Origin of the sequence: Mycobacterium hippophais, assembly GCF_027529605.1 — a bacterium.
GTDB classification, from domain to species: Bacteria; Actinomycetota; Actinomycetes; order Mycobacteriales; family Mycobacteriaceae; genus Mycobacterium; species Mycobacterium arseniciresistens.
In genome coordinates this window covers 984,057-1,005,636 of the sequence record NZ_JAPZPY010000001.1, presented here as the reverse complement: position 1 = coordinate 1,005,636, position 21,580 = coordinate 984,057, and the positions used below count along the sequence as shown (strand labels likewise).

General features: G+C 71.3%; 26 protein-coding genes. 14 read left to right on the top strand and 12 right to left on the bottom strand.

Annotated elements, in window-relative coordinates; all coding sequences use genetic code 11:
- The first annotated feature begins 8 nt into the window (after positions 1–8).
- Complete coding sequence (locus O6P37_RS05070) at positions 9–791, top strand: alpha/beta fold hydrolase (protein WP_269893007.1); 783 nt, start codon at positions 9–11, stop codon at positions 789–791.
- Here the strand turns inward: O6P37_RS05070 and O6P37_RS05065 are convergent.
- Positions 765–1,019 (bottom strand): hypothetical protein, encoded by a 255-nt coding sequence (locus O6P37_RS05065; protein ID WP_264014758.1) that lies wholly within the window; start codon positions 1,017–1,019, stop codon positions 765–767. The two genes, O6P37_RS05070 and O6P37_RS05065, sit on opposite strands and share 27 nt — an antisense overlap.
- A gap of 71 nt (positions 1,020–1,090) precedes the next feature.
- Here O6P37_RS05065 and O6P37_RS05060 point away from each other — a divergent pair, with 71 nt between their 5' ends.
- Positions 1,091–2,122, top strand: coding sequence for a helix-turn-helix domain-containing protein (locus O6P37_RS05060; RefSeq protein ID WP_269893006.1), 1,032 nt, complete (start codon positions 1,091–1,093; stop codon positions 2,120–2,122).
- 3 nt (positions 2,123–2,125) lie between these two features.
- Here the strand turns inward: O6P37_RS05060 and O6P37_RS05055 are convergent, their stop codons facing one another.
- Positions 2,126–3,022 (bottom strand): HhH-GPD family protein, encoded by an 897-nt coding sequence (locus tag O6P37_RS05055; RefSeq protein ID WP_269893005.1) that lies wholly within the window; start codon positions 3,020–3,022, stop codon positions 2,126–2,128.
- On the opposite strand from O6P37_RS05055, the gene O6P37_RS05050 reads away from it, so the two are divergent.
- Positions 3,021–3,641 carry a carbonic anhydrase gene (locus O6P37_RS05050; RefSeq protein ID WP_269893004.1) on the top strand — a complete coding sequence of 207 codons (621 nt, stop codon included), beginning with the start codon at positions 3,021–3,023 and terminating at the stop codon, positions 3,639–3,641. The genes O6P37_RS05055 and O6P37_RS05050 overlap by 2 nt on opposite strands.
- A gap of 92 nt (positions 3,642–3,733) precedes the next feature.
- Positions 3,734–4,489: a hypothetical protein gene (locus O6P37_RS05045; protein ID WP_269893003.1), complete on the top strand. Its 756-nt coding sequence runs from the start codon at positions 3,734–3,736 to the stop codon at positions 4,487–4,489.
- A gap of 7 nt (positions 4,490–4,496) precedes the next feature.
- Here the strand turns inward: O6P37_RS05045 and disA are convergent, their stop codons facing one another.
- Genes disA through O6P37_RS05030 form a run of 3 tightly spaced genes read right to left on the bottom strand, consistent with a single transcriptional unit; the run spans position 4,497 to position 7,657 of the window.
- The gene (disA, locus tag O6P37_RS05040) at positions 4,497–5,579 is read right to left on the bottom strand and encodes a DNA integrity scanning diadenylate cyclase DisA (RefSeq protein ID WP_264014767.1); all 1,083 of its coding nucleotides are present in this window, start codon (positions 5,577–5,579) and stop codon (positions 4,497–4,499) included.
- Positions 5,580–5,626: 47 nt separating this feature from the next.
- Positions 5,627–7,027, bottom strand: a complete 1,401-nt coding sequence (radA, locus tag O6P37_RS05035) for a DNA repair protein RadA (protein ID WP_264014753.1) — start codon at positions 7,025–7,027, stop codon at positions 5,627–5,629.
- Positions 7,028–7,060: 33 nt separating this feature from the next.
- Positions 7,061–7,657, bottom strand: coding sequence for a hypothetical protein (locus tag O6P37_RS05030; RefSeq protein WP_269893002.1), 597 nt, complete (start codon positions 7,655–7,657; stop codon positions 7,061–7,063).
- A 272-nt stretch (positions 7,658–7,929) separates the two neighbouring features.
- On the opposite strand from O6P37_RS05030, the gene O6P37_RS05025 reads away from it, so the two are divergent.
- Genes O6P37_RS05025 through rlmB form a run of 5 tightly spaced genes read left to right on the top strand, consistent with a single transcriptional unit; the run spans position 7,930 to position 11,982 of the window.
- Positions 7,930–8,418, top strand: coding sequence for a CarD family transcriptional regulator (locus O6P37_RS05025; RefSeq protein WP_269893001.1), 489 nt, complete (start codon positions 7,930–7,932; stop codon positions 8,416–8,418).
- Between the two features lie 6 nt (positions 8,419–8,424).
- Positions 8,425–9,090, top strand: coding sequence for a 2-C-methyl-D-erythritol 4-phosphate cytidylyltransferase (gene ispD / locus O6P37_RS05020; protein ID WP_269893000.1), 666 nt, complete (start codon positions 8,425–8,427; stop codon positions 9,088–9,090).
- 11 nt (positions 9,091–9,101) lie between these two features.
- On the top strand, positions 9,102–9,587 hold the full coding sequence (ispF, locus tag O6P37_RS05015) for a 2-C-methyl-D-erythritol 2,4-cyclodiphosphate synthase (RefSeq protein ID WP_264014749.1): 486 nt from the start codon (positions 9,102–9,104) through the stop codon (positions 9,585–9,587).
- Positions 9,588–9,610: 23 nt separating this feature from the next.
- Positions 9,611–11,035, top strand: coding sequence for a cysteine--tRNA ligase (gene cysS / locus O6P37_RS05010; protein WP_269892999.1), 1,425 nt, complete (start codon positions 9,611–9,613; stop codon positions 11,033–11,035).
- 2 nt (positions 11,036–11,037) lie between these two features.
- Positions 11,038–11,982, top strand: a complete 945-nt coding sequence (gene rlmB / locus O6P37_RS05005; protein ID WP_269892998.1) for a 23S rRNA (guanosine(2251)-2'-O)-methyltransferase RlmB — start codon at positions 11,038–11,040, stop codon at positions 11,980–11,982.
- A 1-nt stretch (position 11,983) separates the two neighbouring features.
- Here rlmB and O6P37_RS05000 read toward each other — a convergent pair whose 3' ends face one another.
- From O6P37_RS05000 to O6P37_RS04990, 3 genes are read right to left on the bottom strand one after another with little or no spacing between them, the layout of a single operon-like run.
- Complete coding sequence (locus O6P37_RS05000; RefSeq protein ID WP_408633113.1) at positions 11,984–13,489, bottom strand: purple acid phosphatase family protein; 1,506 nt, start codon at positions 13,487–13,489, stop codon at positions 11,984–11,986.
- A complete protein-coding gene (locus tag O6P37_RS04995; protein WP_269892997.1) occupies positions 13,486–14,250 on the bottom strand; it encodes an SGNH/GDSL hydrolase family protein in 765 nt (254 codons plus the stop codon). The genes O6P37_RS05000 and O6P37_RS04995 overlap by 4 nt, the downstream gene beginning before the upstream one ends.
- 49 nt (positions 14,251–14,299) lie before the next feature.
- On the bottom strand, positions 14,300–15,550 hold the full coding sequence (locus tag O6P37_RS04990) for an SLC13 family permease (protein ID WP_269892996.1): 1,251 nt from the start codon (positions 15,548–15,550) through the stop codon (positions 14,300–14,302).
- An 83-nt stretch (positions 15,551–15,633) separates the two neighbouring features.
- Between O6P37_RS04990 and O6P37_RS04985 the strand changes: the two genes are divergently transcribed.
- Positions 15,634–16,653: a glycerophosphodiester phosphodiesterase gene (locus O6P37_RS04985; RefSeq protein WP_269892995.1), complete on the top strand. Its 1,020-nt coding sequence runs from the start codon at positions 15,634–15,636 to the stop codon at positions 16,651–16,653.
- Here the strand turns inward: O6P37_RS04985 and O6P37_RS04980 are convergent.
- Positions 16,646–17,569 (bottom strand): MBL fold metallo-hydrolase, encoded by a 924-nt coding sequence (locus O6P37_RS04980; RefSeq protein WP_269892994.1) that lies wholly within the window; start codon positions 17,567–17,569, stop codon positions 16,646–16,648. The genes O6P37_RS04985 and O6P37_RS04980 overlap by 8 nt on opposite strands.
- Before the next feature lie 9 nt (positions 17,570–17,578).
- Positions 17,579–18,793 (bottom strand): ribosome hibernation factor-recruiting GTPase MRF, encoded by a 1,215-nt coding sequence (mrf, locus tag O6P37_RS04975; protein ID WP_269892993.1) that lies wholly within the window; start codon positions 18,791–18,793, stop codon positions 17,579–17,581.
- A gap of 108 nt (positions 18,794–18,901) precedes the next feature.
- On the opposite strand from mrf, the gene rpmB reads away from it, so the two are divergent.
- The 4 genes from rpmB to rpsR are packed head-to-tail and all read left to right on the top strand — an operon-like array spanning position 18,902 to position 19,861.
- Positions 18,902–19,138, top strand: a complete 237-nt coding sequence (gene rpmB / locus O6P37_RS04970; protein WP_269892992.1) for a 50S ribosomal protein L28 — start codon at positions 18,902–18,904, stop codon at positions 19,136–19,138.
- The gene (rpmG, locus tag O6P37_RS04965; RefSeq protein WP_269892991.1) at positions 19,138–19,302 is read left to right on the top strand and encodes a 50S ribosomal protein L33; all 165 of its coding nucleotides are present in this window, start codon (positions 19,138–19,140) and stop codon (positions 19,300–19,302) included. The genes rpmB and rpmG overlap by 1 nt, the downstream gene beginning before the upstream one ends.
- Positions 19,302–19,604 carry a 30S ribosomal protein S14 gene (rpsN, locus tag O6P37_RS04960; RefSeq protein ID WP_269892990.1) on the top strand — a complete coding sequence of 101 codons (303 nt, stop codon included), beginning with the start codon at positions 19,302–19,304 and terminating at the stop codon, positions 19,602–19,604. The genes rpmG and rpsN overlap by 1 nt, the downstream gene beginning before the upstream one ends.
- 2 nt (positions 19,605–19,606) lie before the next feature.
- On the top strand, positions 19,607–19,861 hold the full coding sequence (rpsR, locus tag O6P37_RS04955) for a 30S ribosomal protein S18 (protein WP_269892989.1): 255 nt from the start codon (positions 19,607–19,609) through the stop codon (positions 19,859–19,861).
- Here rpsR and O6P37_RS04950 read toward each other — a convergent pair.
- Complete coding sequence (locus O6P37_RS04950) at positions 19,858–20,571, bottom strand: TIGR03943 family putative permease subunit (RefSeq protein WP_269892988.1); 714 nt, start codon at positions 20,569–20,571, stop codon at positions 19,858–19,860. The genes rpsR and O6P37_RS04950 overlap by 4 nt on opposite strands.
- A complete protein-coding gene (locus O6P37_RS04945; RefSeq protein WP_269892987.1) occupies positions 20,568–21,566 on the bottom strand; it encodes a permease in 999 nt (332 codons plus the stop codon). Before O6P37_RS04945 ends, O6P37_RS04950 begins: the two co-directional genes overlap by 4 nt.
- Positions 21,567–21,580: the final 14 nt, after the last annotated feature.

Genomic DNA, 21,580 nt, shown 5'->3' with positions numbered 1-21,580 from the left:
ATGGCGGCATGCGCTCCGAACTGCTCACCCTTCGCGGCGGCCCGCCCGATGGCCGGGGCGCTCCGCTCGTGCTGGTCCACGGTCTGATGGGTCGCGGCAGCACGTGGTCGCGGCAATCGCCGTGGCTGGCGCGCTTCGGCGCGGTGTACACCTACGACGCGCCGTGGCACCGGGGCCGCGATGTCGTCGACCCCCACCCGATCAGCACCGAGCTGTTCGTCGCCGACCTCGGCGACGCCGTCGAGGAACTCGGCCGGCCGGTGGTGCTGGTGGGCCACTCCATGGGTGCGCTGCACTCCTGGTGTCTTGCGGCGGCGCGACCCGATCTGGTGAGCGCGCTCGTGGTCGAGGACATGGCGCCGGACTTCCGCGGCCGCACCACCGGCCCGTGGGAGCCCTGGGTGCACGCGCTGCCCGTCGAGTTCGGCACCGCGCAGCAGGTCTACGACCAGTTCGGACCGGTGGCCGGCCAGTACTTCCTCGAGGCGTTCGACCGGGTGGCCACCGGCTGGCGGCTGCACGGGTATCCGCGGCACTGGATCGAGATCGCCGCCGAGTGGGGTGTGCGCGACTACTGGGAGCAGTGGTCGGCGGTGCGGGCGCCGGCGTTGTTGATCGAGGCGGGCAACGGTGTCACGCCCACCGGGCAGATGCGGCGGATGGATGAGGCCGGCCACCGGACGACGTATCTGCTCGCGCCCGAGGCCGGTCATCTGGTGCACGACGACGCGCCGCAGCTCTACCGGAAGGCGGTCGAGACGTTCCTAGCGACGCTCGCCGACGGCGCCTGAGGCCGGCCACACGGGGTGCTGCTCGAAGCGGGTCCGGATGGCGTCGACGTCGTGGCTGACGCGGTGGAAGTCGCGGTCGTCCTCGAACAGCCGGCCCATCATCGGGGCCGACACCCGGAACTGGTCGAGGTGCAGTCGCAGTACGCCGGACCGGTGTGCCGCCCAGCCGAGCGTCGCGGCCAGCGCGAACGGTGCTGACATGATGAGGATGGCGAGTGCGATGTTCATGGCAGTAATTCTTTGCAACGCCACATACCGCCAACAGTGGCGGAACTGACACGGTGCGATAAAATGCTGCCATGGCGATCAAGAGCGTGTCGGCGATGGTGCTGGATGGTCTGGCGGTCTTCGAATTCGGTGTCATCTGCGAGGTGTTCGGCATCGACCGGTCCGCCGACGGCGTTCCCAACTTCGACTTCAAAGTCTGCGGCCCGGTCGCGGGTGTGCCCGTGCGGACGTCGGTCGGCGCGTCGGTCACCCCCGACCACGACTTCAGTCATCTCATCGGCGCCGACCTGGTGGCGGTGCCCGCCATCTCGGCCGGTCCGAACGGCTACCCGCCGGAGGCCCTCGAGGCGCTGCGGACGGCCAGTGCGGCCGGCTCGATCATCCTCACCGTGTGCTCCGGCGCGTTCGTCGTTGGCGCCGCGGGTCTGCTCGACGGCCGCCCCTGCACCACGCACTGGATGCACGCCGACGAACTGGCCCGGATGTACCCGACCGCGCTGGTCGACCGCAACGTGCTGTACGTCGACGACGGTGACCTGATCACCAGCGCCGGCACCGCGGCGGGCATCGACGCCTGCCTGCACCTGGTGCGGCGGGAACTGGGCAGCGAGGTCACCAACAAGATCGCCCGGCGGATGGTGGTGCCCCCGCAGCGCGACGGCGGCCAGCGCCAGTACATCGACCAGCCGATCCCGGTGCGCTGCTCGGAAAGGTTCGCCCCGCACCTGGACTGGATCCTGGCGCACCTCGAGAAGCCGCACACCGTGGCCACGCTGGCCCGGCGCGCCAACATGTCGGCGCGAACCTTCGCCCGCCGGTTCGTCGAGGAGACCGGCACCACCCCGATGCAGTGGGTCACCGACCAGCGCGTGCTCTACGCCCGCCGGATGCTCGAGGAGAGCGACCTCGACATCGACCACATCGCCGAGCGGTCGGGCTTCGGCACCGCGACCCTGCTGCGGCACCACTTCCGCCGGTTGATCGGGGTGACGCCGTCGGATTACCGCCGTCGCTTCTGCTGCACCGGCAACGACACCGGCAGCGCCAGCACACTGGACGACGAATTGGCCGCGGTGATAGCGGAATCCGAGCAGACGGCGTAGCGCTCAGCCGCCCTCGCCGGCCAGTGCGAACCGGCCGTCGGCGGTCTGCTCCACCAGCCCGTCGACCAGAAGCGAGTCCAGTGCCCGGTCGCGCTGGGCGGTGTCGGTCAGCCAGGCCAGGTCCAGCTGCGCACGGCTCACCGGAGAATCGTTGCCGCGCAACACGTCCAGCAGCCTGCCGCGGCACTGGCGGTCGGTGCCCGCGTACTTCTGCGGCCGCCGCGCCGGCGCGACGGCAGCGGGATAGCCCAGCGACTTCCACGCGCAGGCACTGAGCGGGCACAACCCGCAGCGCGGGCCGCGGGCCGTGCACACCGTGGCGCCGAGTTCCATCAGCGCCACCGAGAACACCGGCGCCCGTGCGCCGTCGGGCAGCAGCGCCTCGACGTCGGCGAGGTCACGGGTGCCGGCCGGGGCGTCGGCCCGGCCGTGCACCGCCCTGGCCACCACCCGCCGGACGTTGGTGTCCACCACCGGAACACGCTGCCGGTAGGCGAAGCAGGCGACGGCGCGGGCGGTGTAGGCGCCGATGCCCGGTAGCGTCAAAAGCGTCTCGACGTCAGCGGGCACCTCGTCGCCGTGGTCGGCGGCGATCACCGTCGCGCACTCGTGCAACCGCTTCGCCCGGCGCGGGTAACCCAGCTTCCCCCACGCCCGCAGCACCTCGCCCACGCCCGCCGCGGCGGTGGCCGACGGGGTGGGCCAGCGCGCGATCCAGTCGAGCCAGATCGGTTCCACCCGGGCCACCGGTGTCTGCTGCAGCATGAATTCGCTGACCAGGATCTGCCATGCGCTGACGCCCGGTCTGCGCCACGGCAGATCGCGCTGCGCGTGGGCGTACCACGTCAACAGCTCGGCCGGTGCGATCACCGGGAACCGCTCGGGCAGAATGTCGGCCATGCCCAATTCGAGTCCGAAGTCGGCGTGGAAGGCACTCACCGAGGGTAACGAGCGCTTCGTTGCCGGCCGTCCACAACACCCCAGCCAGAGCATCGAGCACCGGGCCAGCCTGGCCGCAGGTCAGAAGCCCACCGCCGTGGTGTTCGGCTGCGCCGACAGCAGGGTGGCCGCGGAGATCATCTTCGACCAGGGGCTCGGCGACATGTTCGTGGTGCGCACCGCGGGCCACGTCGCCGACTCGGCGGTGATGGGCTCCATCGAGTACGCGGTGACCGTCCTCGACGTGCCGCTGGTGGTCGTCCTCGGCCACGACAGCTGCGGCGCGGTGAAGGCCACCCTCTCCGCGCTCGACGACGGCGAGGTGCCCGGCGGGTATGTCCGCGACATCGTCGAGCGGGTGACGCCGTCGATCCTGCTGGGCCGCAACCAGGGCCTCACCCGCGTCGACGAGTTCGAGGCCAAGCACGTCATCGAGACGGTTCAGCAGCTGCGGGTGCGGTCGGCGCCGATCGCCCAGCGCATCATCGACGGCACGCTCGCGATCGCCGGGGTGACCTACCACCTGTCCGACGGGCGGGTGGTGCTGCGCGACCACGTGGGCGACATCGGCGAAGGCTGACTGGGCCTTTCTGCTCTTCGCGCAGGCGCTCATCGCGCGACACGCCGAGTCACCTCGGACGACTATGCGTGACCTGGCCTTACCGTGAACTTGTGCTGGATGTGGAACCGCAGGGCCCGCTGCCCCCTGAGATCTACCGGCGGCGCAGGGCGCTCGCGCTCGGTGTCGGCGTACTCGTCATCGGCATCATCGCCGCCCTCGTCATCATCATCGTGACCAGCGGTTCCGGTGGCGAGACCGCAGATCAGCAGACGCCGACCACCGCCGCCGCGCCCACCCCGCTGCCGGGCGAGAACCCCGAGATCAAGACGCCCGTCGTGCCGCCGGCGCAGGCCGCCCCGCCGCCGACGCCGACGCCGACCGCCGCGGTGACGCCGCCGCCGGTGCTCAAGGAGGGCGACGACTGCCCCGACTCCACGCTCGCGGTCAAGGGCATCACCAGCCAGCCCGAGTACGTCGTCGGCGACCAGCCGAAGTTCACCATGGTCGTCACGAACATCGGCCTGGTCGCCTGTCAGCGCGACGTCGGCGCCGCGGTGCTGGCCGCCTACGTCTACGCACTGGACAACACCCGGCTGTGGTCGAACCTCGACTGCGCGCCGTCCAACGAGACCCTGGTCAAGACGTTCGCCCCGGGTGAGCAGGTGACCACCGAGGTCACCTGGACCGGAATGGGATCGGCGCCGGACTGCCCGCTGCCCCGTCAGCCGATCGGCCCGGGCACCTACAACCTGATCGTCCAGTTGGGCAACCTGCGGTCCGCCACGGTGCCGTTCATCCTGGCCGCTCAGCCGGGCGCCCCTGCGCCTGTGGGTGCGCCGCCCGGCCCCGTGCCGCCCGTCGGCTGACGCCGGGTCAGGCCAGCCGGTCGGCGATCGTCGACTCGGCCAGCAACGACAGCCCTTCCCGAATGTGGCGCGCCCACATCGAGCCGATGCCCTCCACCGACTGCAGGTCGTCGGCGCTGGCGGCGAGCAAGCCCTGCAGCGACCCGAACGACCGGACCAGCAGGTCGACGTGGGCGAACTGCAGCCGCGGGATGCCCGCCATCGCCCGGTAGCCGCGCGAGCTCATCGCCGAGTCCTGCGCCTCCGGGGTGGACGGGTAGCCGAAAACCCTTGCCAGCGTGGTGAAGTCGAGCAGCTCCGCGTCCGACAGCCCGTCCAGCTCCTCCAACGTGGCGCCGACCTGCGCCGGGGACGGCGGATCGGGGTTGGCGTGATAGTCGCGCACGATCAGCTCGCGGGCGGTGTCGTTGTCGCCGACCAATTCCTCGAGCTGGAGCTTGAGCTGACGGCCGTCGGTGCCGAGTTCCACCACGTCGGCGTCGATCTCGAGGCTGATCCGGCGCACCATCTCCAGCCGCTGCACCACGGTCATCACGTCGCGCAGCGTCACGAAGTCCTCGATCTCGGCGGTGGACAGCTGCCTGCTCACCTCGTCGAGCCGGGTCTTGTAGCGCTCCAGGGTGTCGATCGTCTGATTGGCCCGCGACAGGATGGTCGGGGTGTCGGGGACGACGTGCCGCTCGCCGGCGACGTAGACGGTGACGATGCTCATCGAGTGGCTCACCGAGATCACCGGATACCCGGTCTGGATGGCGGTGCGCTCGGCCGAGCGGTGCCGCGTGCCGGACTCGTCGGTGGGGATCGACGGATCGGGCACCAGCTGCACGTTCGCGCGCAGGATGCGGCTGCCGTCGGTGGACAGCACCACCGCGCCGTCCATCTTGGACAGCTCACGCAGCCGGGTGGGCGCGTAGCGGATGTCGAGTTCGAACCCGCCGTCGCAGATGACCTCGACGCTGTCGTCGTAGCCGAGGACGATCAACGCGCCGGTGCGGCCGCGCAGGATGCGCTCCAGGCCGTCGCGCAGCGGGGTCCCGGGTGCGAGCCTGCCCAGCGTCTCCCGCAGCGTCGGACGCGTCAGTGGCACCACGTTGCGCCCGGTGCGGCCGGTCCGGCCGGTCGACTTCACTGCCATGGCTACTCCTCGGATCGGGCGCTATTGTCCGCGATCCGGCGCAGCACCCGCAATGCCGCGCCGATGTTGTCGGCGTGCAGCACGCGCATCCCCTTCGGGACGGACTTCAATCCGGCGGGCACCACGGCCGAGGTGAAGCCCAGCCGGGCCGCCTCGGCGAGCCGGCGGTCCATCCCGGTGACCCGGCGCAGATCACCGGCCAGCCCCACCTCGCCGATCACCACCGAGTCGGCGGGCATGGCCAGGTCCTTGCGCGCCGAGGCCATCGCGAGCGCGATGGCGAGGTCCGCCGACGGGTCGGTGAGCCGCATGCCGCCGACGGTGGACAGGTAGATGTCCTGGCTACCGACGCCGAGGCGGAGGTGCTTGTCGAGTACGGCGGCGATCATCGCGGCGCGGGCCGAGTCGATGCCGCTGACCGCGCGCCGCGGCATCGCCGCGGTCGGCGCACCGACCAGCGCCTGCACCTCACCGATCAGCGGCCGTTTGCCGTCGAGGGTGACGGTGACGGCGGTGCCCGGCACGGGTGTGGTGCGCTGGTCGCGGAACAGTCCGGACGGGTCGGCGACCCCCTCGATCCCGGTGTCGTGCAACTGAAAACAGCCCACCTCGTCGGCGGCGCCGAACCGGTTCTTGACGCCGCGCACCATCCGCAGCGTCGACGCCCGGTCCCCTTCGAAGTGCAGCACCACGTCGACCAGGTGTTCCAGCGACCGCGGCCCCGCGATGGCGCCGTCCTTGGTCACATGCCCGACCAGCAGCACCCCGACACCGCTGGTCTTGGCATAGGAGGTGAGCGCGGTGGTGACCGCCCGCACCTGCGTCACCCCGCCGGGGACGCCGTCGGTCTCGGCGCTGGTCATGGTCTGCACCGAGTCGACGATCACCAGCGTCGGCTGCACCGCGTCGATGTGGCCGAGCGCGGTCGACAGGTCGGATTCGGCGGCCAGGTACAGCTCGTCGTGGGTGCAGCCGGTGCGTTCGGCGCGCAACCGGACCTGGCCGGCCGACTCCTCACCGGACAGGTACAGCGCGCGCCGGCCTGCCGCGGCCCACCGGTGGGCGACCTCGAGCAGCAGCGTCGACTTGCCGACGCCCGGCTCGCCGGCCAGCAGTGTCACCGAGCCAGGGACCAGCCCACCGCCCAGCACCCGGTCGAGTTCGGCGACGCCGGTGTCGACATGGCGCGTGGTGCCCGCGGAGATGGTGCTGATGGGCACCGCGGGGGAGCCGGGCATGCGCAGCGCCGTGCCGGCGCCGCCGAGCTGGCCGGTCCGGACGGGCGCGAGGAGCGCTACCTCTTCGACGGTGCCCCAGGTGCCGCACTCAGCGCAGCGGCCGACCCACTTGGCGGTGATGTGCCGGCACTCCGAGCAGCGGTACTGCGCGCGCGCTCTTGCCACAGGTCGACGGTATCCCGCGCGACCGACAGAACGTCAGTGTCCGGCGCCGTGTCCTTCGTCGCCTTCGTTGTCGAGCTGGCCGGGATCGTCGCGGCGCTGTTGTTCGCCGGCGGAGATCGGCACCGCGACGGTGGTCTTGCCGCCGCGCTCGAAGGTGAACTCGAAGTCGTAGGTCAGGCCGTTGGAGATCGGCTTGGTCAGCGTCACCTCGGCGGTGACGGTGTCGGCGGCCTCGACGGCCTCCAGCGGCGCGATCTGCCCGTCGGGCTCGCCGACGATCAGGGCGCCACCCGCGGGCACCTGGGCGTCCCCGGCCAGGGTGACGGTCGCGACGTCGGACCGGATGGACACCAGCTTGTCGTTGACGTCGGGGGAGTTGTTGGCGGCCACGAAGAGCAGTTCGGCATCGCTGCCCGGGCGCACGTAGTCGGATGTCTGCGGGGCCCGCAGGTGCACGTTGCGCAGCGAGATCTCACCGGCGTTTGCGCTGACGCCGTTGATCGCGGGCTCCTGGGTGGCCGTCTGGGCGATCTGCCCGGCGCTGCATCCGCTGAGTGTCAGGGTCGCGGCCAGCCCGGCGACGGCCAGGCCGGTGGTGACCGCCGAAGCGCGCAGTCCGAAGCGGTTCACTCGAGCCTCCTGGGTGCGGGTCCGACGACGACGGACCGACGACATGCCGTTCGACTATGCAGAGTAGTAGGTGCGGTGAGCGGGCGGTACCGCAGGGCGGAGGGTGTTTGCGCGCAAGGCCGGTGCGGGTCGCCCAGGCAAGGGTTGCCTTGCACGGATTCCTGGCTCTGTCAACCCCTGGTCTTCCCGGTCAACGCCCCTGACCTGCATCGTTGATCCCCGCCTGTCCGCGCGTCGTGTTAACATGGACACGTGAAAGGGGCTCGAAACTGATGATTTTCAAGGTCGGAGACACCGTTGTTTACCCACATCACGGTGCTGCGTTGATCGATGCGATCGAAACCCGGACGATCAAGGGTGTGGCGAAGGAATACCTCGTCCTGAAGGTCGCCCAGGGTGATCTGACCGTTCGAGTGCCCGCCGACAACGCCGAATATGTGGGCGTTCGCGATGTGGTCGGACAGGAGGGCCTGGACAAGGTCTTCCAGGTGCTGCGTGCCCCGCACACCGAGGAGCCGACCAACTGGTCGCGCCGCTACAAGGCCAACCTCGAGAAGCTGGCGTCGGGTGACGTCAACAAGGTCGCCGAGGTGGTTCGCGATCTGTGGCGCCGGGATCAGGAGCGCGGTCTGTCGGCAGGCGAGAAGCGGATGCTGGCCAAGGCGCGGCAGATCCTCGTCGGCGAACTCGCACTGGCCGAGAACACCGATGACGAGAAGGCGATGAACATTCTCGACGAGGCGCTTGCTGCCGCGTCCTGACGCGCAATGACCACGGTGGCGGTCGTGCCTGCCGCGGGGTCCGGTCAACGGCTCGCGGCCGGTGCGCCCAAGGCGTTCGTCCATCTCACCGGTCGGCCGATGCTCGAACACGCGCTGGCCGGCCTGCGGGAATCTGGTGTCGTCGACAGCGTGGTGGTGGCGGTGCCGCCGAACCGCACCGACGAGGCCAAGCTGGTCTTTGGCGCCCATGCGGTGATCGTCGCCGGCGGGGCCGACCGCACCGAATCCGTGCGCTTGGCTCTCGAAGTGGTGGGCGACGCGGAATTCGTGCTGGTGCATGACGCTGCCCGCGCGCTGACCCCACCATCGCTGATCGTGCGCGTGGTGCGTGCACTGCAGGACGGCCACACCGCCGTCGTGCCTGCGCTCCCGCTGACCGACACCATCAAGGCCGTCGACGCGAACGGCGCGGTGCTCGGCACGCCGGAGCGGGCGGGACTGCGCGCCGTGCAGACCCCGCAGGGCTTCCACACCGACGTGCTGCGCCGCGCCTACCGGTCCGCAGTGGGTGGCGGGTTCACCGACGACGCGTCGATGGTCGAGCACATGGGCGGTCAGGTGCAGACCGTCGACGGGGACCCGCTGGCCTTCAAGATCACCACACCGAACGACCTGCTGCTGGCCGAGGCCCTGCTGGGCGCCCGGGTGTGAGTGGCCCCGCGATGAACCTGCCGCGGGTCGGCCTCGGCACCGACGTGCACCCCGTGCAGGCCGGCCGGCCGTGCTGGCTGCTCGGCCTGTTGTTTCCCGACGACGACGGCTGCGAGGGACACTCCGACGGCGACGTCGCCGCGCACGCGCTGTGCGACGCGCTGCTCTCGGCGGCCGGGCTCGGCGACCTGGGCTCGGTGTTCGGCACCGGCCGTGAGGAGTGGCGGGGCGTCGGCGGGGCGGACATGTTGCGCCACGTGCACGGTCTGCTGCGGGCCGAGGGCTTCCGCGTGGGCAACGCCGCCGTGCAGGTCATCGGCAACAGGCCCAAGATCGGGCCGCGGCGGGCGGAGGCTCAGCAGTTGCTGACCGAGCTGCTCGACGCGCCCGTGTCGGTGTCGGCGACCACCACCGACGGCCTCGGACTCACCGGGCGCGGCGAGGGGCTGGCGGCGATCGCGACGGCTCTTGTCGTCGCCGATGCCGGAATGTCGTAAACCTGCCGGTAAGCTGGCGCGTCGTGACCGAAGCCCGCGCCGGAGGCGACCTCCGCCTCCACGACACCTGGACCGGTGGCGTGCGCGACTTCGTCCCGCTGCGCGACGGGCACGTGTCGATCTATCTATGTGGCGCAACGGTTCAGGGCCTTCCGCACATCGGACACGTCCGCAGCGGCGTCGCCTTCGACGTGCTGCGCCGCTGGCTCACCGCCAAGGGCTACGACGTCGCGTTCATCCGCAACGTCACCGACATCGACGACAAGATCCTGAACAAGGCGGCCGACGCCGGCCGGCCGTGGTGGGAGTGGGCGGCCACCTTCGAGCGGGCGTTCTCGGCCGCCTACGACGCCCTCGGCGTGTTGCCGCCGTCGGCCGAACCCCGCGCGACCGGGCACATCACCCAGATGGTCGAGCTGATCGAGCGGCTCATCGACCAGGGGCACGCCTACACCGGTGACGGCGACGTGTACTTCGACGTGGCCAGCTATCCGGACTACGGCAGGCTGTCGGGGCACCGCATCGACGACGTCCACCAGGGTGAGGGCGTCGCCACCGGCAAGCGCGACCAGCGTGACTTCACGCTGTGGAAGGGCGCGAAACCCGGCGAGCCGTCGTGGCCGACGCCGTGGGGACCCGGCCGCCCGGGCTGGCACACCGAGTGCGTGGCGATGTGCGAGTCCTATCTCGGCGCCGAGTTCGACATCCACGCGGGCGGAATGGATCTGGTGTTCCCCCACCACGAGAACGAGATCGCCCAGGCCAAGGCGGTCGGCGACGGCTTCGCCCGTTACTGGCTGCACAACGGCTGGGTCACCATGGGCGGCGAGAAGATGAGCAAGTCGCTGGGCAACGTGCTCTCCATTCCCGCTGTCCTGCAACGGGTCCGGCCCGCGGAACTGCGGTACTACCTGGGCAGCGCGCATTACCGGTCGATGTTGGAGTTCTCCGAGAACGCACTGCAGGACGCGGTGAAGGCCTACACCGGCATCGAGGACTTCCTGCACCGGGTGTGCAGCCGCGTCGGCACCGTGGTGCCCGGCGACTGGACGCCGAGATTCGCCGCCGCTCTCGACGACGACCTGGCCGTGCCCGCCGCGCTGGCCGAGGTGCACGCCGCCCGCGCCGAGGGCAACCGGGCGCTCGAGTCCGGCGACCACGAGACGGCGATGGGCCACGCCCGCGCCATCCGGGCGATGATGGGCATCCTCGGGTGCGACCCGCTCGACGAGCGCTGGGAGTCCCGCGACGAGACGACGGCCGCGCTGGCCGCGGTCGACGTGCTGGTGCAGTGGGCGCTGGCCGGCCGCGCCGAGGCGCGCGCCGGCCGGGACTGGGCCACCGCCGACCAGATCCGCGACCGCCTCAAAGAGGCCGGCATCGAGGTCACCGACACCGCCGACGGTCCCCAGTGGACGCTGCTCGACGGCCACAGCAAGGACGACTGACCATGGCGGGTAATTCCAGGCGACGCGGCGCGGTACGCAAGGAAGGCACCAAGAAGGGGCCGACGGTCGGTTCGGGCGGGGTGCGCAGACGGGGCCTCGAGGGCCGCGGCGCGACGCCGCCGGCGAATCAGCGGCCGAGCCACCCGGCGGCGAAACGTGCCGCCAAGGCCGCGAGGTCACAGCAGGGCAGGCAGAAGAAGCCCGAGGACACCACAGAACTCGTGCTGGGCCGCAATCCGGTGGTGGAGTGCCTGCGGGCGGGGGTGCCTGCGACGGCGCTGTACGTGGCACTGGGCGCCGACAACGACGAACGCCTGACCGAGGCGGTGCAGATCGCCGCCGACGCCGGCATCTCCATCCTCGAGGTGCCGCGTTCCGACCTTGACCGGATGAGCGGGTTCACCCTGCACCAGGGGCTCGGCCTGCAGGTGCCGCCTTACGACTACGCCCATCCCGACGACCTGTTGAAAGCGGCCAAGGCCGCCGACGAGCCGCCGCTGCTGGTCGCGCTGGACAACATCTCCGATCCGCGGAACCTCGGCGCGATCGTGCGGTCGGTGTCGGCGTTCGGCGGCCACGGTGTGCTGATCCCGCAGCGCCGCTCGGCCTCGGTCACCGCCGTCGCGTGGCGCACCAGCGCGGGCGCCGCGGCCCGCCTGCGGGTGAGCCGGGCCACCAACCTGACCCGCACGCTGAAGTCGTGGTCCGACGCCGGTCTCCAGGTGGTCGGGCTCGACGCCGACGGCGACATCACGGTCGACGAGCTCGAGGGCACCGGGCCGATGGTGGTCGTGGTGGGTTCCGAGGGCAAGGGGCTCTCACGGCTGGTCCGCGAGACCTGCGACGCCGTGGTGTCGATCCCGATGGCCGGGCCGACCGAGTCGCTGAACGCGTCGGTGGCCGCAGGCGTGGTGCTCGCCGAGATCGCCCGCCAGCGGCGCAGCTGACCTATCCGCGTCGGGGCCGGGTCAACACGAACCGGTCCACCACCTCGGTGTCGCCGTACGGTCCGCGCACGGCGAGATAGGTGCCCGTCATCGTGGTCGGCCCGCCGGGCGGGCCGGGATCGACATCGAACACCAGGAATCCGCAGGGATTCTCGACGTCGCGCACCGCTGACCACACCGCGGCCTCCTCGACGTAGCGGGGCACCCGCAGGCCCGACACCGGGTCCACCTCGCCGACGCCGACGAGAACACGACACCGCGCGTCGGGGAAGAGCATCCGGTTCGACGGCACCGACGTGCCGCCCGCACCGGCCATCACGTGCACGGTGCCGCTGCTGGTGTCGACGGTCAGCGGGTCGGCGCCGACCGGGCGGGGTGTCAGCACGCCGGTGGGCAGGGTGCCGCGGCACGGATGGCTGCGTTCGTAGTGGTGCTCGTGGCCGCACAGCACCAGGTCGACGCCGTAGCGGTCGAACAGCGGCAACCAGTTCTCCCGGACGCCGAGGTCGGCGCCGTTGGTGCCGTCGCCGGTCGACACCGCCGTCTGGTGCATGCACACCACGATCCAGTCGATGTCGCCGTCCGCGGCAGTACGCGCGAGTTCGCCCTCCAGCCAACGCTTCTGGGCGCCGCCGGAGTAGCCGCGGATGTAGGAGTTGCCCGCATCCTGGTAGCAGACGTCGTCGTTGTTGAGGCTGATCACCCGGACCGCACCGGCGGTGAACGCATACCAGAGCCCGCGCAGGCCGGGCCCGGCGCCGGAGGCGGGCAGCGCGAAGTAGGACTGGTAGGCCGCATAGCCGACCGGGCCGTTGCCCAGTTCGTTCTCGTGGTTGCCCGCGGCGGGCATCCACGGCCGGTGCCTGGCCGAGCGGGAATTGTTCTCCAGCCAATCCGACCAGGCCCGGATCCGGTCGCCCGACAGGTTGGCGTAGGCCAGATCGCCGTTGCAGAGGTTGAACAGCGGCCGGGTCCGCTCGACGGCCGCGGTGATGTCACCCGCGGCGGGTGAGCCGATGCTGTCGCTGACGAAGCGGCCCTTGCGTGCGGCGTTGAGCATCGGGCTGCCCTGGTCGCCGAAGCTGGTGAACCGCAGCGGGACCCGGCCGCGAGGGGCGGTGCGCACGGTGCCCAGCGCGGGCTCGGCGCCGTCGTGCACGGCGGCGTAGACGTAGTTCGTGCCGGGCCGCAGCCCGGTCAGCCGGGCGTGGTGGGCCAGGATCTCCGTGCCCGACATGGCATCCCGGTAGCCGGTCGTCTCGGCGTCGGCCACCTCGCGGAACCCGTCGGCGGGCGTGCCGTAGTGCACGCGCGGGTGGCGCACCGGCGCCGCGGTGTGCCAGGACACGACGACCTCGGTCGCGGCGTCGGCGCCGAACTGCAGGTGGAGTCCGCCGACGCGCGGGGCGGCGGAGTCAGGATCGTCGGGCACGTCAGCCGTGCTACTCGGCCATTGCGAACGGCACCTCAATGGTGCGTGAACGCCGGCATGCGGACACCACGTCAGCCGACGCTGATGAGCGTGTTCGACTTCGGCTCGATGCCCGCCCCCGGTGTCATCCGTCGCAGCCGCCGGATCGCCCACGGTGCGGCGAACGAGATCGCCCACCGGACATTGGTGTACACGTCGGCGCCAGATGTCGGGGCGGGGACGAAGTTCGGTACCGGCGCCGCGCGCGACCCGGTGTCCGGGAGTGCCTCGAGCACCCGCGCCGCCATCACCTCGTGGCCGAGCGGCGAGAGGTGCACTCGATCGCCGTCCCACAGCAGCGGGTCGCGGAACTCGTCGAACCGCCAGAAGTCCACCAGGCCGATGCCGAGGTCGTCGGTGGTGGTGCGCAGCAGTTCGTTGTAGATGGCGGCGCGGCCGCGCAGTCCGCGGAACAGCGGCTTGGCGCCGAGGTCGGGTGCGGTGAAGGCGAGCACCACCGCGCCGGTCTGCTGCAGCGCCTTGAGCCCTTCGGCGTAGCGGGCCATCACCGCGTCGGTGTCGACGGCCAGCGCCATCAGGTCGTTCATGCCCGCGTACACGGTGACCAGGTCGGGTTCGAGCAGCGCGCACAGCGGGATCTGCTCGGCCACGATGTCGTCCATCACCCGGCCACGCACGGCGAGGTTGGCGTACCGGAAGCCCGGATGGTCCTCGGCGAGGTGGGCGGCCACCCGGTCGGCCCAGCCGCGCAGCCCGTTCCTGCTGCCCGGATGCGGGTCACCGACCCCTTCGGTGAAGGAGTCTCCGATCGCGACGTATCTGCTGAACGTCACCACGGGTGCAATTGTGCCCAGTCCCGGCCGGATCCGCTCGGTACGCCACGGCTCAGACGCCGATCAGCCGGATTCCGGCCCAGAGTGCGACCACCGCGGCGACCAGTGTCAGCGGCACGGTGACCACTCCGACCCGGCTGAACGCGAGCGCGCCCGCCGGGATGTCGTGTCTGCGGATCACGTTGCGCCACAGCAGGTTCGCCAGCGATCCCACGTAGGTGAGGTTGGGCCCGATGTTGACCCCGATCAGCACCGCGAGCACGGCGGCCGGACCTGCGCCTGCGATGAGCGGGAGCAGCACCAGCACCGCGGGCAGGTTGTTGACGACGTTGGACAGCACCGCGGCGACGGCCGCGATCCCCAGCAGCGCGGGCAGGGTGTGGCCGCCGGGCAGCACGTCGCGCATCGCGTCGTCGAGGCCGTGCACCATCACCGCCTTGACCACCACGCCGAGCGCCAGCACGAACGCCAGGAACGGCACGTTGACCGCTCGCGCGATGCCGGCCACCGAACTCCGGCGCTGCGCGAGGCTGCGCAGGCCGAGCACCACCGCCCCGGCCAGTGCCGTCCAGGCCGGTGCCAGCCCGGCCAGCGAGGTGAGCGCGAAGCCGAGCAGCGTGAGCGCCAGCACCACGAGCACGAACACCGGCACCTCCGCAGGCGGCGGGTGGTCGGCGTGCCGCGGTGTGACGGCCAGATCGCGGGCGAAGAACCAGCGCAGCAGCGCGAACTCGACGAGGATCGTGACCAGCCAGGGCAACGCCATCAGTGCGGCGAACCGGGTGAACGACAGTCCGGCCGCCGCGAATGCCAGCAGATTGGTCAGGTTGGACACCGGCAGTAGCAGCGACGCACTGTTGGCCAGATGGGCGGTGGCATAGGCGTGGGGCCGCGCCGGTATCGACAGGGTCGCCGCGGTGGCGATCACCACCGGCGTCAGCAGGACGACGGTGGCGTCCAGGCTCAGCACCGCGGTGACGGCGGCCGCGACGACGAACACCATCCGCAGCAGGCGCCGCGGATCGCCTGCGCTGACCCGGGCCATCAGCACACCGGCGGCGTGGAACAGCCCTTCGTCGTCGCACAGCCGCGACAGCACCAGCACCGCGGCCAGGAACCCGACAACCGGCAGCAGTTCCCGGATCTCGGTGGCGGCGTCGTCGAGTGAGATCGTGCCGATGCCGACCAGCAGCGCCGCGGCGGGCACGGCGACGACCGCCTCGGGCAGCCCTCGCGGGCGGACCACCGCGAACGCCAGCACGACGGCGAGCAGCAGCAGGCTCATGGCCAACGCGCGTGACATCCTTCCGAACTTTCGATGACGAAACTGCGTTGGTCCGCCTCGAGCCTGCCTGCGGCTGCGCCGGCGCCGATAACGTCTCAGCCATGCGCAGAGCTGCCACCCTCATCATGCTCGTCGCCGCCACGGTCGCGTTCGGCGGCGCACCCCCTGCCGCCGCGCAGCCGTCGGGCTTCGATCTGCAGGCGCACCGGGGTGGTCGCGGCGAGACCACCGAGGAGTCGCTGCGCGCGTTCACCAAGGCGCTCGAACTGGGGGTCAGCACACTCGAACTCGACATCGTCGTCACCAGGGACGACCAGCCGCTGGTCTGGCACGACCCGCGGATCGCACCGGAGAAGTGCGCGGACACCGCCCCTGCGTTCCCCGGCGACCCGCAGTTCCCCTACGTCGGCAAGCTGGTGCGTGACCTCACCCTCGCCCAGATTCGCACCCTCGACTGCGGGAAGCTGCTGGCCGGTTATCCGGATGCCGAAGTGGTGCGGGGCAACAGGATCGCCGTCCTGCCGGAGGTGTTCGCCCTCGCCGACGACTTCGGGGCCGACGTGCGGTTCAACATCGAGACCAAGGTGGAGGCCGAACACCCCGAGGAGTCGGCGCCGCCGGAGGTCTTCGTGGACGTGATCCTCGCGGCGGTGCGGGCGGCGGGCAAGGTCGGCCGGGTCGACATCCAGAGTTTCGACTGGCGCACGCTGCCGATGGTGCGCCGGGCAGAGCCGTCGATCCCGCTGGTGGCGCTGTGGGACGAGACCACCTGGGTGCCCGGCTCGCCGTGGCTGGCCGGCATCGACCCGGAGGCGACGCCCGACCCGATCGCCGCGGCGCAGCAGGTCGGCGCGAACATCCTGTCGCCGGGCTACTCGGTGCCCTATGGGCAGACGCCCGCCGATCCCGGCTTCGCGCTGGTGGCCGACCGGGCGTTCGTCGACCGGGCGCACGCGGCGGGCCTGCGGGTGATCCCGTGGACGATCAACGACGAGGGCGCGATGCGTGCGCAGATCGCCGCGGGCGCCGACGGCATCATCACCGACTACCCGACCCGGCTGCGGGCGGTGCTGGCCGACCTCGGGATGCCGCTGCCGCCTTCGTATGTCCGGATCAGGTGAGCCAGGGATCCTCGCGCTGCCACAGTGTCGGCAGGTGCAGCGGCACGCCGTCGGCTGCGGCGAGCCGGGTGAGCACGCGCACCGAGAAGTCGAGGTCGTCGCCGGCGTAGGGCAGCGCCCGCAGCGGCAGGTGCAGAGGCCGGAAGAAGTCATCCCAGTGGATGAGCACGACGCGGCGGGCGCCGACCGCGCGCACCACGTGGGTCCAGTAGTCGACGAGGTAGCGCTCCGGCTGCACGCCGAGCTGGCCGACCCCGAGGTAGACCACGTCGGCCTTGCTGCCGTCGAGTGCGCCGGGCACGAAGCCGGCGCTGCCCACGATCAGCAGCCGCCGGCCCGTGGGGGAGTGCTCGATCATCGTCGACCAGGCCTCGCCGCAGCGGTAGGCCGACGCCCGCACCGGCGGCGTGACGGGTTCGGTGATCGCACCCGGAAACCGGTCGGGCGGGCAGTGTTCCGACTCGAGAAGCGTGACGCGGTAGGCGCCGAGCGTCATCGCCGTCCCGGGTTCGGCGACCAGCAGCCGGTCGGCGGGCAGTCCGTGGCCGCGGCCGACCTGGGCGGCCGACGCGCCGCCGACCAGCGCGGCGCCGGTGCGCTCGGCGACCAGCGCGGAGTCGAGCGCGTGGTCGAAGTGGGTGTGCACCGGCAGCACGGCGTCGAGCCGCTGCACACCGAGCCGGGCGAGGCAGCCGTCCACGCGCGGCGGTGACGGCGCGATCCGGCGCAGCCCGACCGACAGCAGGCCGGGCCGGGAGAAGAAGCCGTCGGTCATCAGCGCCGACGTGCCGTCGTCGACCAGCAGGGTGGTGACGCCGGCCCACGTGACGGTCAGCGGGCTGTCGGCGTCGGCGGCGGGCGCGTCGAAGAGGCGGGCGTGGGCATCGAGGTGGGGCCTGCCGGCGCGAAGGCGCATGGGCCCACCCTAGAGCGGTGCCGCTCCCTGGCCGCCGTCGTGGCCGTCGTTGACCGCGGGGTCCTTGACCGCGTCCACGTCCAGGTCATCGCAGGGATCCTCGTGCCAGTCGCCGAACGGGTCGGGATAGGAGGGCCATTCGTCGGGCCGGGCCAGCTCGTCGTCGGTGAGCAGGGCGCGGTCGAGGGCGCGGGTGATCACCTCGGGGTCGGCGCCGCACAGCAGCGCGGTCATGGACACGTGGCGGTCACCGAAGCGGTCGTCCCAGTGCAGCGCGGCGAGCGCGGTGCGGTCGGGTGCGACGTAGGCGCGCTGGTTGGCCGACATCGCGACCAGCCACTCGCCGGCATGGCCGACGTGCAGTCCGCCACCGGCGGATTCGATCCAGACGACGGCGTCGGGCTGGCTGGCCAGCCAGGCCCGGCCGCGCACCCGCACCACGCCGTCGAGCAGGTCGTCGATGGCCTGGTGCAGCCGGTGCGGGTGGAACGGGCGGCGGGCGGTGAACTCGACGAGGCGGACGTCGCCGTCCGCGCGCAGCGGTGGTTCGCCGGCCAGCAGCGGGTCGTGCGGGTTGTGCTCGCGGCCGCGCCGGGCGTCGGGTTCCAGGTTGGCCAGCGCCGTCTCTACGTGGTCGGTGCCGACGGTGAGCCGGGCCCTGGGCGCCAGCCTGCGCAGCACCGCCAGCGTCCTCGGTTCCGGTGCGGTGAGCACCAGCACGTCGGCGAACTCGGCCTGCCCGACCACCACCTGGGCCACCGTGCGGTTGTCGTCGAGTTCGTCCTCGCCGAGCGCCTGCTCGAGCCAGTCCGCGGAGTCCACACAGGTGACCACGGAGTCGATGCGGACGTCGCGGCCGGCCGGGCCGTCGATATAGCCCGGCCCGACGTGCACCGGGATGTTCTCGATCGCCCAGCAGACGGGTTCGGGTTCCAGCCACGGTTGCAGCTGCACCACGATGCGGTCGACGTCACTGCGACGGTGCAGCCTGCGCAGCAGCACCAGCAGATCGTTGCGGACGGTGCAGCCGACACAGCCCCCGGTCAGCTCCAGCGGCCACTCGGACAGCTCGACCTGGTCGCCCCGCCGGATCGCGACCGCGCGCACCACCACCTGTCCGTCGAAGCGATGTACCACCGCGACAGTGCCGGGCGTCTGCAGCAGCAGATCACTCACCTTGTTGACGTAGCCCTGGCCGGCGACGACGACCACCGGTGTCCGCATCACACCTCCGTCGTGTTGACAATCGTTTTCATTTACTCGGTGGTTACGCTACCGTCTCCGTCGACGCTTGTCGAAAACGATTGTCATTAGTAGAGAAGGGAGGGCGACGTGTCCGCGCATTGTCAGGTCACCGGGCGCAAGCCAGGATTCGGCAACACGGTCTCGCACTCGCACCGGCGCAGCCCGCGCCGCTGGAACCCCAACATCCAGCGCAAGACCTACTTCCTGCCCTCGCAGGGCCGCCGGGTCACGCTCACGGTCAGCGCGAAGGGGATCAAGGTCATCGACCGTGACGGCATCGAGGCCGTGGTTGCCCGCATCCGGGCGCGGGGGGAGAAGATCTGATGGCGCGCAACGAGATCCGCCCGATCGTCAAACTGCGATCGACCGCGGGCACCGGCTACACGTACGTGACGCGCAAGAACCGCCGCAACGACCCGGACCGGCTGGTCATGAAGAAGTACGACCCCGTGGTGCGCCGTCACGTCGACTTCAGGGAGGAGCGCTGATGGCCAAGACGTCGAAGATCGTCAAGAACGAGCGGCGGCGGGCGACGGTGGCCCGCTACGCCGAACGCCGCGGTGAGCTCAAGGAGATCATCCGCCGGGCCGGCACCGTCGAGGAAAGGGCGGCCGCCCAGCGGGAGTTGCAGCGGATGCCCCGCGACGCCAGCCCGGTCCGGCTGCGCAACCGCGACGCGGTCGACGGCCGCCCGCGCGGGCACCTGCGCAAGTTCGGGCTGTCGCGGGTACGGGTCCGCGAACTCGCCCACCGCGGCGAGCTGCCCGGTATCCGGAAGTCGAGTTGGTGACCATGGCCAAGAAGAAGCCGAGGCAGCGCCGCGCGCCCCTACCCGAAACCAAACGGCAGAAACGTAATCCGCTCAAAGCCGCGGGAGTGACCCGCGTCGACTACAAGGACGTTCCGCTGTTGCGCACGTTCTTCAGTGAGCGCGGCAAGATCCGGTCGCGCCGGGTCACCGGGTTGACCGTGCAGCAGCAGCGTCAGGTGGCGATCGCGATCAAGAACGCCCGCGAGATGGCGCTGCTGCCCATGGGGCCCGCCTAGTAGGCGTACTGCTCCTTCGGCGGGTCGATGCTCGTCACCTGCGACACGTTGAGCATCGGGATGCTGCGGCCCGACGAATCGCCCTGTCCGGGAGGCACTTCGCCCTCGACGCGAACCCAGGTGTTCTCGGGCAGGTCGGCGAGTCGGGCTGCGGCCGGGCCGCCCACGTGGATGCGCGCCAGCCGGGCGTCGGCGGCGCAGCACATGATGACCACCCGCGCCAGGTCGGTGCGGGTGCCGTCCCTCATGGTGAAGCCGACGACGGTGATGGAGCGTCCGTTCAGAGTGCCCGCGCTGTCCTGGGCGACGCGGATCAGCACGTCCGGCAGTGAGACCTCAGGGGCGGGCTCCGCGGACAGTGGTGGGAACGGGCGGCGCAGGACGTCGGTGGACACCTCGGTCACCGACGGGCCCGCCGCCAGCGGTCCGATCGGCGGCGGCACGATGAACGCCAGCAGCGCGACGGGCAGGACCAGCAGCCACGCTGCTCCGGTGCGGTGTCCGTGACCATCGTCGTCGTGAGAATGGCCGCCGCGCCGGACATCCCGCACTATCGCGGTCACCGCGAGCACGATCAGCAGCGCCGCCGAGGCCGCGAGCCACGGCAGCAGCGACGGTTTGACGTATCGGGTGTAGACGCCGGTGGCGGTGATGATGGCGGTGCTCACACCGACCAGCAGCAGCAGCGCGTTCTCCGTCTCGCGGCTCATTGCGGCCCCAGCACCACCAGGCCGACACCGGTGGCCACCAGGGTCGCGACCACGAAGGTGGCCGGGCCGAACCGGACTGCGAACGCGCGGCCGAACATGCCGGCCTGCATCGCGAAGAGTTTGAGGTCGATCGCGGGGCCCACCACGAGGAACACCAACCGGGGCAGCAGCGGCAGCATCGTCAGGCTCGCCGCGACGAAGGCGTCGGCCTCCGAGCACAGAGCGAGCACCACCGCCAGCAGCGCCATGGTGACGATGCCGAGCACCAGTTGGCCGGCGAGATGCTCGAACACCCAGTCGGGCACCAGGATGTGCAGCGCCGCCGCGGCGGCCGCGCCGATCACGAGATAGGAAGCCGCCTGCAGGAAGTCGTGCCTTGCCGCCTCGGTGAACACCGTCCAGCGCGACGACGTGCCGTCGTCGTGAGCGCTGGGCAGCCGGCGGGTGATCCACTCGCCCCGGCCGAACCTCGCCCACACCGCACCCATGATCAGCGCGGTCAGCAGCGACGCCGCGCAGCGGGCCGCCACCATCTCCGGTGCGCCGGGGAACGCCACCGCCGTCGCGACCAGCACCACGGGGTTGATCGCGGGTGCGGCCAGCATGAAGGTCAGCGCCGCGGCGCCGACGGCCCCGTCGCCGAACAGCCGCCGAGCCACCGGCACCGAACCGCATTCGCATCCGGGCAGCGCAGCGCCCGCCACGCCCGCGGTCAGGATGGCCGGGCCGGTGCGCCGCGGCAGCCAGCGTGCCAGCCGGTCGGGGGTGACGAAGGTGGCGACCAGTCCGCTGATCACCACGCCCAGCGCGAGGAACGGCAGGGCCTGCACGAAGATTCCGCAGAACACGGTGGCCGCCGTCGCCAGCGTCGGCCGGTCGAGCACCACCTCGCGAAGCGCGCCGCCGAAGAGCGCCAGCGCCACGATGGTGACCACCAGCACCGGCATCGACCCCGGGCGGAGACGGGTCGGTGCGGGGGCGGCCACGGCGGCCATTGTGCCAGTCGCGA